At 74.8% G+C, this 12,331-nt stretch carries 8 protein-coding genes and 3 pseudogenes; 7 read left to right on the forward strand and 4 right to left on the reverse strand.

Going from position 1 to position 12,331, the window contains the following annotated elements:
• Nucleotides 1–73: 73 nt before the first annotated feature.
• From OVA14_RS13720 to wecB, 5 genes and pseudogenes are all read left to right on the forward strand, one after another.
• Nucleotides 74–709, forward strand: a pseudogene (locus OVA14_RS13720) (glycosyltransferase); the annotation flags it as partial.
• A 256-nt stretch (nucleotides 710–965) separates the two neighbouring features.
• Nucleotides 966–1,358 (forward strand): annotated as a pseudogene (locus tag OVA14_RS01510) (glycosyltransferase); the annotation flags it as partial.
• Between the two features lie 162 nt (nucleotides 1,359–1,520).
• Nucleotides 1,521–2,396, forward strand: a complete 876-nt coding sequence (locus OVA14_RS01515; RefSeq protein ID WP_267504565.1) for an ABC transporter permease — start codon at nucleotides 1,521–1,523, stop codon at nucleotides 2,394–2,396.
• Nucleotides 2,383–3,225, forward strand: coding sequence for an ABC transporter ATP-binding protein (locus tag OVA14_RS01520; RefSeq protein WP_267504566.1), 843 nt, complete (start codon nucleotides 2,383–2,385; stop codon nucleotides 3,223–3,225). Before OVA14_RS01515 ends, OVA14_RS01520 begins: the two co-directional genes overlap by 14 nt.
• Nucleotides 3,226–3,247: 22 nt before the next feature.
• Nucleotides 3,248–4,396, forward strand: a complete 1,149-nt coding sequence (wecB, locus tag OVA14_RS01525) for a non-hydrolyzing UDP-N-acetylglucosamine 2-epimerase (protein ID WP_267504567.1) — start codon at nucleotides 3,248–3,250, stop codon at nucleotides 4,394–4,396.
• Here wecB and OVA14_RS01530 read toward each other — a convergent pair.
• Nucleotides 4,393–5,370: a hypothetical protein gene (locus OVA14_RS01530; RefSeq protein ID WP_267504568.1), complete on the reverse strand. Its 978-nt coding sequence runs from the start codon at nucleotides 5,368–5,370 to the stop codon at nucleotides 4,393–4,395. The genes wecB and OVA14_RS01530 overlap by 4 nt on opposite strands.
• Nucleotides 5,371–6,551: 1,181 nt before the next feature.
• On the opposite strand from OVA14_RS01530, the gene OVA14_RS01535 reads away from it, so the two are divergent.
• Nucleotides 6,552–7,307: a polysaccharide pyruvyl transferase family protein gene (locus OVA14_RS01535; protein WP_267504569.1), complete on the forward strand. Its 756-nt coding sequence runs from the start codon at nucleotides 6,552–6,554 to the stop codon at nucleotides 7,305–7,307.
• A gap of 133 nt (nucleotides 7,308–7,440) precedes the next feature.
• A complete protein-coding gene (locus OVA14_RS01540) occupies nucleotides 7,441–8,229 on the forward strand; it encodes a hypothetical protein (RefSeq protein ID WP_267504570.1) in 789 nt (262 codons plus the stop codon).
• Between the two features lie 4 nt (nucleotides 8,230–8,233).
• On the opposite strand, the gene OVA14_RS01545 is transcribed toward OVA14_RS01540, so the two are convergent.
• The 3 genes and pseudogenes from OVA14_RS01545 to OVA14_RS01555 form a co-directional block, all read right to left on the reverse strand.
• Nucleotides 8,234–8,461, reverse strand: a complete 228-nt coding sequence (locus OVA14_RS01545) for a hypothetical protein (RefSeq protein WP_267505609.1) — start codon at nucleotides 8,459–8,461, stop codon at nucleotides 8,234–8,236.
• A gap of 103 nt (nucleotides 8,462–8,564) precedes the next feature.
• Nucleotides 8,565–9,464, reverse strand: a pseudogene (locus tag OVA14_RS01550) (glycosyltransferase); the annotation flags it as partial.
• A 63-nt stretch (nucleotides 9,465–9,527) separates the two neighbouring features.
• Complete coding sequence (locus OVA14_RS01555; protein ID WP_267504571.1) at nucleotides 9,528–11,327, reverse strand: FAD-dependent oxidoreductase; 1,800 nt, start codon at nucleotides 11,325–11,327, stop codon at nucleotides 9,528–9,530.
• Nucleotides 11,328–12,331 lie beyond the last annotated feature (1,004 nt).

The raw sequence follows: 12,331 nt of genomic DNA on the forward strand, positions 1-12,331 counted from the left end.
GGCGATCGCCCTGCTCGCGCGCACGGGCGCGGCGCCGCGCCTGCACCGCGCGCTGCGCGCCGAGCTCGCCATCATGACGCCCGGCACGCGGCTCCGCTGGAGCCTCCGGGGCGGCAGGGCGCGCGGCGGCGACGGCGTGCTGCACCTGCTCACCAACTCGCTCCCCCACACCCAGTCGGGCTACACGCTCCGCTCGCACGCGGTGCTGCGCGCCCAGCAGGAGGCAGGGCTGGCCCCCGTGGCGATGACGCGGATCGGCTACCCCGTCGTCGTGGGCGGGCTCGCCGCGCGCTCGGTCGACGAGGTCGACGGCATCCGCTACCACCGCGCGCTGCCGACGATGCTGGCGCCGACGCCCGACGGCCGCCTCGTGCAGCAGGCCGACGCGCTCGCCCGCCTCGCCGCCGAGGTCGAGCCGATGGCGCTGCAGACGACGACGCACTACCCGAACGCCGTCGTCGTGCGGGAGGTCGCGGACGCACTGGGACTGCCCTGGGCGTACGAGGTGCGCGGGATGCTCGAGCAGACCTGGCTCGCGGGCCTCGGCAGCGAGGAGGCGCGCGATCGCGCGGCGGCGAGCGAGCGCTACCGGCTGACGCGCGAGCGCGAGGCGGAGCTCGCGGCCGACGCCGACTCGGTCTTCACGCTCGCCGAGCGGATGGCCGACGACCTCGTGGGACGCGGCGTCGCGCGCGAGCGCATCCGGCTCGTGCCCAACGGCATCGACCGGGCGGCGCTCGAGCGGCAGCGGCCGGAGCCGCGCGACGCGAGGGCCGCGCTCGGGCTCCCCCGCGACGGCTGCTGGGTGGGCGCCGCCTCCTCGCTCGTCGACTACGAGGGGTTCGACGTGCTGCTGCGCGCCGTGGCGGCCGCGCGATCGCGCGGCGCCGACGTCCGCGCGCTCCTCATCGGCGACGGCACGGCGCGCCCGGGGCTGCTCGCGCTCGCCGACGAGCCTCGGCCTCGGCGACGCGGCCGTGCTGCCGGGGCGCGTGCCGCGCGAGCGCGCCACCGAGTGGCGCGACGCGCTCGACGCGGTCGTGGTGCCGCGCCTCGACCGCGCCGTCACCCGCACCGTCGCGCCGCTCAAGCCCGTCGAGGCGATGGCCTCGGGCACACCGCTCCTCGTGAGCGCGCTGCCGCCGCTCGAGGAGATCGTCGGGGATGCGCTCGTCGCCGCGGGCGCGACCGTGCCCGCGGGCGATGCGGAGGCGCTCGCCCACCGCCTCGAGGCCCTCGCCGCCGATCCCGCGGAGCGCGCCAGGCTCGCCGTTCTCGGCCTCGAGCGGGCGGCCGAGCGCACCTGGGACGCGATCGGCGAGCGCTACCGCGAGACCCTCGCGCGCCGCGGTGCGTGAGCCCTTGGGTACCATCGAGGGCGGAGCGACCCGCGTTCCGCTTCCCGCACGCCCACAGATTGCCCAGGTCCCTGCATGACTCGCACGTCGCCGCGTCCTGAGTCCCGCGGACTCCGGACGCAGTGGCGACGCGCGTGGTCGACGCGGAAGTCGGGCGCCGCGATGCTCTCGACGGGGCTCCGCCGCGAGCTCCAGTCGCACTACGGCGACCTCAGCCACCTGCGGCGCGTGGGCAGCCGCCCGCCGCTGCGCGAGTACGTGACCGAGCTGTGGGACCGCCGCCACTTCATCTGGGCGGGCGCCCGCGGCGAAGCGCTCACGCGCTACTCGAACGAGCGCCTCGGGGTCTTCTGGCACATCCTCCGGCCGATGCTGGACGCCGCCTTCTACTGGGTGATCTTCGGGCTCCTGCTGCAGATCGGGAACGGGATGGACAACTTCATCGCGTTCATCCTCATCGGCGTCTTCATGTTCCAGCTCTCGAGCCGCTCGATCACCGGCGGGGTCTCGCTGATCCGCAACTCGAAGTCGATGATCCGAGCCTTCGCGTTCCCGAAGGTGTCGCTCGCGATCTCGATGGTGCTCCGCGACCTGCTCGTCAGCGTGCCCGCGATGGCCGTGATGCTGCTCGGCATCATGGTGATCCCGCCGCACGAGCCGATCACCATCACCTGGTCGCTCTTCCTGCCGATCCTCGTGCTGCACTGCGCGCTGAACCTCGGCTTCGCGCTCCTGTTCGGCTGGGCCGGCGCGCGCGTGCCCGACCTCGCGCAGGCGATGGGCTTCGTCGCGCGACTGCTCATGTACGCTTCGGCCGTCATCTTCCCGATCGAGCGCTTCGTCGACCACCCGACGATGCTCGCCATCATCCAGGCCAACCCCGTCTACGTCGTGCTCGATGCCTACCGCACGATCCTCATGGACGGCGCGGTGCCCCCGATCGAGGAGCTCGGGATGCTCGCGGCCTGGTCGATCGGCACCCTCGTGGTCGGGTTCCTGCTGTTCTGGGCGGACGAGGAGCGCTATGGCCGAGAGTGAGCTGGCGGTCGGCTGGCGCCTGAGCGAGGAGCCGAAGGTCACGATCGCCGCCGAGAACGTGCGGCTGCGCTACCGCAGCCGCCGTGCCGAGGGCTCGGGCCTCGCAGGCATGCTGCGGCGCCCCAAGGTGTCGGGTCCCGTGCTGCGGGGCGTCTCGCTCGCCGCGCGCGAGGGCGAGATGCTCGGGCTGGTGGGGCTGAACGGCTCGGGCAAGAGCTCGCTCCTGCGCGTGCTCGCGGGGCTCCAGCCCGCCACCTCAGGCACCGTCGTCGCGAGCGCGCAGCCGCAGCTGCTCGGCGTGAGCGCCGCGCTCGTGCCCGAGCTCTCCGGGCTCGAGAACATCTGGCTCGGGACGCTGGCGATGGGCATGACCCCCGACGAGGCGTACTTCGCCCGCGAGCGCATCGAGGCGCTCGCGGACCTCGGCGAGGCCATCCGCGACCCCATGCGCACCTACTCCTCCGGCATGGGCGCGCGCCTGCGCTTCGCGATCTCGGTCGCCGCCGATCCCGAGATCCTCATGATCGACGAGGCGCTCTCGACGGGCGACGCCTCGTTCGCGGAGCGGGCGAAGGAGGCGATGCACGGGCTCATCAACAGCGCGGGCACCGTCTTCCTCGTCAGCCACGCCGCGAAGACGATCGAGGAGATGTGCACGCGTGCGCTCTGGCTCGACAGCGGCACCCTCATCGCCGACGGCCCGGCGGACGAGGTCGCCACCATGTACCGCTACTACGCCCACTGCATCGCGCTCGGCAAGGAGGAGTCCGCGAAGCGGGCCCTCCAGTCGGCGACCGAGGCGCATCCCCCGCTGTTCTCCGGCACCTGATTCGACACGGAACGAGAAGACCATGGCACCGCAGAAGATCATGACCGTCTACGGCACGCGCCCCGAGGCGATCAAGGTCGCCCCGGTCATCGAGGCGCTCGAGCAGGACGAGCGCTTCGAGTCGATCGCCGTCGTCACCGGCCAGCACCGCGAGATGCTCGACCAGGTGAACGCGATGTTCGGCATCGAGCCGAAGCACGACCTCGACCTCATGCAGCCGGGCCAGCCGCTCAACTCGATCGTCGCGCGCGCGATCGCGGGGCTCGACGACCTCATCCAGCGCGAGCAGCCGGACATCGTGATCGTGCAGGGCGACACCTCCACCGCCATGGCGGCCGCGATCGCGGCGTTCAACCGCCAGGTCACGGTCGTCCACCTCGAGGCGGGCCTGCGCACGGGCGACATCGACTCGCCGTTCCCCGAGGAGGCGAACCGCAAGCTCATCGGCCAGGTCGCCAAGCTGCACCTCGCCCCCACCGCCGGCTCCCGCGACAACCTGCGCCGCGAGTCCGTCGATCCCGCGACGATCGTCGTCACGGGCAACACGGTCATCGACGCGCTGCTCGAGGCCTCCTCGTGGGACACGGTGCCCACCGACGCGCGCGTGGCGGAGGCGATCGCGAGCGGCCGCCCGATCATCCTCGCCACCACGCACCGGCGCGAGAACCTCGGCGGCTCGATGAAGGCCATCGGCAAGGCGCTCGCGACCATCGCGAAGCGGCACGCCGACCACACGATCGTGCTGCCCATCCACCGCAACCCCGCCGTGCGGGAGTCGGTGCTGCCGCAGCTCGAGGGGCTCGAGAACGTCATCGTCACCGAGCCGCTCGGCTACGCCGACTTCACGAAGGTGATGGGCGCGTCGACGATCGTCCTCACCGACTCCGGCGGCGTGCAGGAGGAGGCGCCGAGCCTCGGCAAGCCCGTGCTCGTCATGCGCGAGAACACCGAGCGGCCCGAGGCCGTGGACGCCGGCACCGTGCGGCTCGTCGGCACCGACCGCGAGCGCATCGAGTTCGAGGCGCACCACCTGCTCACCGACAAGAAGGCCTACAAGGCGATGGCGAACGCCGTGAACCCCTACGGCGACGGGCGCGCCGCCGCGCGATCGGTCGCCGCGATCGCGGCGCTCCTCGGCGTCGGCGAGCGCGAGCCCGACTTCGGCGCCTAGGCGTCCGCCTCGGGGCCCCGAGCGGCAGTGCCGCTCGGGGCAGCCTGCTGCGTCCCGGCACCGAGCCGGGCGCGGAGCTCGCCGATCCGCTCTCGCGCCGCCGCGAGCTCCGCGCCGAGCTCCGCGCCGACCTCGGCGATGCGGTCGCGAGAGGCGACGAGCCGCTCGCGCGTCTCGATGAGCCGCTCGCGCGTCTCGAGCAGCTGCTGCCGGGACTCGGCCGCGCGCCGCTGGGCGTCGGCCGCTCGAGCGGAGGCGGCGGATGCCCTGGCCGCGGCCGCGGCGATGCGCTCCTGCGCGTCCGCGAGGCGTGCCCTGACCTCGACGAGCTGATCGCGACGCTCGACGAGCTGATCGCGACGCTCGTCGAGCCGGGCGCGCGCGTCGCGGAGCGCGACGGCGCGCTCCCCCTCGCGCTCGCCTGCCGCGGTGAGCCGGTCCGCCATCGCCGCGAGGCGCCGCCGGTGCTCCTCGGCCTCCCGCCGACGGCCCTCCTCGAGCGCGACGACCCTGCGTCGGGACTCCTCAGCCTCGCGCCGACGGCGCTCCTCCAGCGCGACGAGCCGCTCTCGGGCGGCGGCGACCTCCGCGCGGACCTCGTTGGTCCGCTCCGCGGCCTCCAGCCGAGACGCCGCCCCCTGTCGCAGCCGTTCCTGCAGCTCCTGGATGCGCTCGCGGGCCTCCGAGAGCTCGGCCCGGGCGCGCGACTCCCGCTCGGACGCGGCGCGCAGGCGCTCCCGCAGCTCGGCGGCCTCCGTCTGCTGGCCGGCGGCGCGCACGCGCGCCGCGTCGGCCGAGCTCGTGATGCGCGATCGAAGCGACGCGACCTCCGCGCGCTGGCGCTGCTCGCGCTCCCGCGCCTCGGCGAGCTGCTGCCGCAGGCGCTCGATCTGCGTCCGCTGGGACTCGCTGCCCTCGAGCGCGGGCCGCACGAACCGCTCGAGCCGCCCGAGCTGCTCCGTCTGCTCCTGCACGCTCGCTCCCGTCCTCAGCCGCCCCGCCCACGTCCAGGTCGCGCGACGACGCCATGCTAGCGTCGCGAGCGCGGCGGCCAGCGCGCCGAGGGGGGCGCCTGACCCGCCCCGCACCCCGAGCACCGCGGAGCCAGGAGGAGCCCCCAGCATGGCCCCGCAGATCGACTCGCGACTGCCGGTCGTGGTGTCGTTCGCCGCCGGCGACGAGTACTACCACCGCCGCGCGGAGCGGCTGGCGGCGGCGTGCGATCGGCTCGGCATCGACCACTCGATCGACCACTTCGACGACCCCTCGCTCGATTGGGTCGGCTGGTGCCGCAGGAAGGTGCGCTTCTACCGCGAGAAGCTCGACGAGCTCGGCCGACCGATCGTGTGGCTCGACGTCGACACCGACCTGCGGGCTGCCCCCGAGACGCTGCGCGGCATGCAGGCCGACTTCGCGGCCTTCACCCAGGGCACCGGGCTGCGCGACCTGGATCCGTACCGCTTCGCGAGCATGTGGCGCCCTGGCCTCGTGGCCTTCAACGACACCGCGCCCGCCCGCGCGTTCCTCGAGCACATGGAGGCGCTCGAGGCCGCGGAGGCGCAGCCCGTGACCGACGCGTACCTGCTGCAGCGCGCCTGGTCGAGCTTCGAGGGGCAGCTGAGCGTGCTCGTCCTGCCCTCGACGCGGATCGCGCGGCATCCCGAGCAGGTCGGCGACGACACGTGGATCCTCGACGGCCACAGCGGCAACGTGGCTCAGCACCGCGCGGGCGTCGCCCAGCTGCCGCTCCTGCGGAACCCGGGCGAGGTGCTCACCGCCGTCGCGGGGGACTATCTCCGCAAGCAGGAGCACGGCGCGGCGGAGGCGATGCTGCTGGCGGCCGAGGACTACGGCTACGACAGCATCGCGCACGCGCAGCGGCTCGCCGCCGTGCACCGGCGACGGGGCCGGCGCGCCGAGGCGGACGAGGCCGTGCGCTCCCACGTGCGACGCCACCCGGACGACGGCGCCGCGCGCCTGCTCGGCGCCCGCACGGCGCTCGAGCACGCCGATCTCGACGGCGCGCAGGAGCACGTGGACGCCGCGCTCGCCTTCGGCGGGGCGACGGCGCTCGAGGCCCGCTCGCTGCAGGTCGACCTCGAGCCTGGAGCGCCGCGCGGCCGAACTGGGGGTCGCCCCGGAGGAGCGGCCGGCGATGTGGTGGATGAAGCGGCCGTTCCCGGGCAACCTGGGCGACGCGCTCAGCCCCTACGTCGTCGAGCGCGTCTCGGGGCTGCCGCCGAGGTTCGTCCGGCCCGACCAGGGCATGCTCGCGATCGGCAGCATCATCCGCCTCGCGGGCGACGACCAGCACGTCTGGGGCTCTGGCACCCCGAGGATGAGCGACGAGCTGAACCCCCGCGCGCGCTACAGCGCCGTGCGCGGGCCGCTCACGCGCGAGCTCGTCCGGCGCTCCGGCGGCGCGGCGCCCGAGGTCCTCGGCGACCCCGCGCTGCTGCTGCCGCGGTTCTACGCCCCCGAGGTCGAGGCCGTCCACGAGCTCGGCGTCATCCAGCACGTCGCCGACCGCGGCCTCGGCAGGCTCGGCGAGGGCGTCGTCGACCTCGACCTGCGGCAGGTGGGCTACGGCGAGATGGAGTCGGTGGTCGACCGCCTCCTCACCTGCCGCGCCGTCGTCTCGACCTCGCTCCACGGCCTCGTGCTGGCCGCCGCCTACGGCATCCCGGCGCGCTGGGCGAGGTTCTCGGGCGCGCCGAGGCAGATCGCGGGCGACGGCACGAAGTTCCTCGACTTCCTCCGGTCGGTGGGCCTGCCCGACCAGGAGCCCCTCGACCTCTCGCAGCTCGAGGTGCTCGACGCCTCGCTCCTGGCGCACGTCGATCCCTCGACCGCGCACGCCGAGTTCGACGCGGAGGCGCTCCTCGAGTCCTACCCCGGGCCGCGCCGCTGACCCCGCGCCGTCGTCGGGGTGTGGGAGAGTGGCTCGCATGCCGGACGACGGACGGACGACCACGACCATGCTGGAACGAGACGAGCGACACGAGGCGGACGTACGCCGCTGGCCCGCTGTGGAGGCCCTGGAGGTGGGGCCCGACGATCGGCGGATCCGCCACGACGTCGTCGAGGACGGCTTCCTGGACCTCCAGTCGCTGCTGATCCGCAGGCCTGGCTCGGATGCGCTCGTGGTGCACCTGCACGGGTCGATCGAGCGGCAGCACTACGACCTCCCGCGGTTCGAGCGGCTCTCGTCGCTCCAGGAGGTCGACGCGAACCTGCTGCTGCTCGCCGACCCCACCCTGCTGCTGGACGACCAGCTGCGGATCGGGTGGTACCTGGGACGCGACGGCGAGGACGCCACGGAGCGCCTCGCCGCGCTCATCCGCCGCGTCGCCGCCCAGCTCGGGGTCGCGCGCATCGTGCTCGCGGGCTCGTCCGCGGGCGGCTTCGGCGCCATCGCGCTCGCGCCCAGGATCCCGGGAGCGCTCGCGGTCGCCTTCTCGCCGCAGGTGCACGTGCGGCGCTTCGGCGAGGAGTGGGCCGAGCGGCTCCGCGGCGCGGCCTTCCCGTCGCGGGACCGGTTCGAGGCCCTCGAGCTCGACCCCGGCACGCGCACGAGGGTCGACCTCGCGGCGCTCTACGAGGAGGTGCCGGGCGGTCGCGTCTGGTACGTGCAGAACTCCGGTGACCTTGACCACGTGGCGCTGCAGCGCGATCCCTTCGAGGCGGCGGTCGACGACCGCGTGACGTTCGTCGACGAGTTCCACTGCGCGGGCCACAATCCGCCGACGCGCACGAGGGTGCGCGCCTGGATCGAGCGTGCGCTCGAGGCGCCCGACGAGGATCCGCGGTCGTTCGCGCTGCCTGCCGCCTGAGGGCTCAGAGCGCCCCGCGCAGCAGCGCGAGGTAGCGGTCGGCGAGCGCGTCGTACTCGACGTTCGCCGCGACCCACTCCCTCGCCGCGGGATCGGCCTCGAGCCGCTCTGGCTCCGCCTGCAGTCGCGTCCACAGCGCGGCGAGCGCGTCGACGTCGCCCGGCCGGACGACGTCGCCGCCGCTGGCCGCCCGCACGAGCGTCGCGCTCTCGCCCGCCACCAGCGCGGTCATGTGCCTGCCGGCAGCGAGCAGCTCGTACAGCCTTCGACGGCACGGTCCAGCGGAACGGCTCCCAGTCGCGCAGCGAGACGATGCACGTGTCCGCCCAGGCGTAGTGCTGCAGCACCTCGGCGCCCGGCACCGGGCCGACGATCTCCGCCGGGCCGCCCAGCCGAGCGTTGAGGCTGCGCAGGAACGGCAGCGCCGCGCCCTGCCCGACGATGCGGACCCGGATCGGCACGCCGGCGTCGCGCACGCGCGCGGCGGCCTCCACGACCGCCTCCAGGCCCTGGCTGCGGCCGACGGTCCCCATGTAGAGGGCCCGCAGCTCCACGTGGTCGGCGCTGCGCGGCGGCACCGCCGCGTAGCGACCGAGGTCGGTGCCGTTGCGGATCACGGCGGTCGCCGTCACGCCGCGCTCCTCGAGCACCCGGGCGAAGCTCTCGGTCGTGGTCACCACGCGCGACGCCCCGCGCTGCAGGGCCGTGATGCCCTCGTGCACCCAGCGCTTCACCGCGGCGACCGCACCGCGGCCGCGGACGAGCCCGGGCGTGTGCGAGACGAGGTCGGGCCAGGCATCGCGCATCTCGACCACGAGGGGGCTGCCGAGCGCGCGCGCCACGCTCCTGCCGGCGATGAGCGTGGGCAGCGCGGGCGCCGTGGCGACCACGATCCTCGCCTCCGCCTCGAGCCTGCCGGTGCGCAGCAGCTGGCGCGCCCGCCGCACCGTCGCGGCCGCGACGAAGACGTGATCGATCGTGCGTCGCACGATGCCGCCGTCGTGCGGCAGGTACCCGACCCGGTGCACGGCGACGCCGGAGCCGTCGCGGTGGGTCGAGCCCGGGCGATGCGCACGGTGCTCGCGGGGCATCCTGCCCCCCGGGTGGTGCGGGGCCGGGCAGATGACGTCGACCTGGTGCCCCTCGCGGGCGAACCGCTCGGCGAGCGCGCTCCATCGCCGCTGCGGCGCACCGTTCTCGGGCGCGTAGTAGTGGGTCAGGAGGAGGATGCGCATGGGTGGATCGGCGTGGACGGAGGTTCCGCTACGCCCCCGAGCATCGTAGACGATCGTGCGCAGTCATCGCGAAGACGCCCGCACCGCGACGTCCCAGCCGCCGTGCGCGGCCAGGAACGCCTCCCCGAGCTCAGCGGCGCGGTCGAGGTCGACGCGGACCCACGGCTCGGGCCCCGGGTCGCCGCCCGGCCGCACGTAGTCCCAGTCGACGAGCCTGCGGCAGACCGCCATGACGATCGCGGCGAAGCGCGGATCGTCGTGCTGGAGGCCGCCGATGCGCACGGGCGAGAGCAGCGCCCCGCCGCGGACGAGGGTGCTCTGCACCGCTGCCGTGGGGATGCGGTCCGGCGCGACGCCGAAGCTCGTCGCGAGCGCCGCGAGCGCGCCGACCGCCTCGCCCGTGGCGATGACCGTCGGGTGGAGGCGGATGGCGCCGGCGGCGATCCGGCTCGCCGAGATGTTCTTCTCGGCGGCGAGGATCCTGCCACCGGCGCGCGGCACGAGCGCACCCATCGGGATCGGGAACGGGCCCTCGCGCCAGATGCTCGGCTTGTCCTGGAGCGACTCGCCGAGGTCGGCCTCGAGGTGCTCCGCCCGGCGTCCGCCGTGGAGGTCGGGCGGATACGTCCCGACGGCGATCGCGTCGACGTCCCAGGGCGCCATCTGGTGGTGCGCCCGTCGGAAGATGTCCTTGCCGGTCAGGGTCGACCTGCCCAGCAGGCGCCGGGCCTCCCGGACGTAGGGCCGCAGCGGCAGATGCTGGACCATGGCCGAGTACCGCTCGAGGCCCTCGGGCACCGGCCGCTCGCCACCGTGCGCGAAGCCGTCGTCGTCCGCGATCCCCCACGGCAGCCCGAGCTCGACCTGGAGGTAGTGGAGGATGCTGAGCGAGCGCAGGATCGCGACGCGGTCGGCGGTGCGGCGGGCGTCCTCGTCCGTCAGGTACGCGGCGCTCACGGGCTGGTCGTTGTGGAAGTTCAGCGCCGTCTTCGTGATGCGCTCCCAGGCGAGCCCGTCGTACCGGTCGTCCGACCTGAGGTCGGGGGTCGCGCGATAGCCCGCGAACGCGTTCGGGCCCGTGAACTGGTGACCGGGCGAATCGGGGTAGCTCGCGGCGATGGTGCGTCGGAAGCGCTGGTACTCCGGCGGCGCCTCGTCGACGCGCGCCCAGTCGGGCAGCCCCTCGTCGTACCGGCGCACGACGGCGGCCATCGTGATGTCCTGGATCATCAGCTCGTGCACGTCGTCGGGATCCGGCGCCGCGGCAGGCACGACGCGGTTGCCGAGCCGGTGGGCCACCCGTCCGAGCCCCAGCAGCTCGCCCGTCTCGGTCGCGTCGATCGCGTACTCGGCCCGGACCTCGACGCCGTCGAAGCGCAGGACGAGGCTCGAGGCGAGCCGCTCGAGCGTCCGCAGCGGGGCGTTCCTGACGACGTGGACGCCCTCCTCCGCCAACCACTCGCCCAGCACGCGCTCGATGACGACGACGTTGGGCGCGAACGAGTCGTCACGGTAGCGCGCCGTGTTGCAGGGCCGCTGCAGCTCGTCGTCGTAGACCGCGCGGATGCGCGCCACGAGCTCCGACCAGAGCCCGTGCTCACCGAGGCTCTCGGCGTAGTAGGTGGTGACATCCATCGCCGAGACCGCCGAGGTCGTGGCCTGGCCGCCGAGCATGTGCGTCTCCTCGACGAGCACCGTGCGGGCGCCGCGCCGGGCCGCGGCGATCGCCGCCGCGGCGCCGCCGAGCCCGCCGCCCACGATGAGGACGTCGGCGCGCAGCCGCAGGCCCTGCGGGCGCACCGCCCATGAGACGCGCTGCGCCGCCGTGGTCCCCGGGACGTCGTCGACGTCGTGCTGCTGCATGCGCTCCTCCTGAGACGGCCGGGTGAGACCGGCGCGCTCAGGAATGCGCCTGAGGATGCGTCCCTGCTGCCGCATCCAGATCGTTCGGGGGACACGCTATCGGATGGCGGCTGCGCGGTCCGCGATACCATCGCGCGAGCCCTGTGCCGACCGGAGAGGAACCCCGTGCGCGACGCCATCGCCCGCTCGCTGCCCGTCGCCGCCGGGCTGGCGGCCGCAGCGGCGGCCGTGCTCGCGATCTCCGGCGCGCCGGGGCCGGCGGTCGCGCTCCTCGCCCTCGCGGTCGCGCTGCTGGCGGGCCGCAGCGCGCTCGCGGCCTCGCGCCTGCACGCCGAGGCTCGCCTCGCTGCGATCGGCCCAGCGCGCCGCCTTCGCGCGGGGCCGCAGCACGCTCGAGGCCGTCGAGCGCGTCGCAGCGCGCCTGGAGGCGGCCGACGCCGTCCTCGCGCGCCTCGCGGACGAGGCCGCGCTCGACGGCGCCGCCGCGCGCGAGCTCGACGTCGAGGCCGCGGCGCCGGCCGAGGGAGAGACGCTGCTGCTCGTCGGCGGCCCCCCGGTCGCGACCAGGGGCAGGGCGATCGAGCAGGTGGCGCTCGGTCGCGGGATGCTGGCGCTGCAGCCGCACGGCGCGCACGCACGCGTCCTGCTCAGCACGGCCGACCTCCCCGACGCGGATGCCGACGACCGGCGCTGGCTCGCACGGGCGCTGCGCTGGCCGCTCGCGACGATCGTCGTGCCCGTCAGGGAGGAGACCGCCGCTCGTGCCCTCCTGCCGGGCGTCCTCGACGCGGAGGTCGAGCTCGTCGACCGGGGTCGGCTGCTCGAGCTGCGCGGCCCGGCGGAGCCCGCCCCGGCTGGGGCGCCGCGTGACGAGCACCGGGCTCGCCGCGCTCGCGGCGTCCTCGGCACAGCGGCCGGTGCGACGGGCCGACCTCCCGCGCGCGGTCGCGGTGCTCGACGACCGCACCGCCGCCGGCCTCGCGCCGCACCTCGACGTGTGGCGG

The sequence above is a fragment of the Agrococcus sp. SL85 genome (assembly GCF_026625845.1).
Taxonomy (GTDB): domain Bacteria; phylum Actinomycetota; class Actinomycetes; order Actinomycetales; family Microbacteriaceae; genus Agrococcus.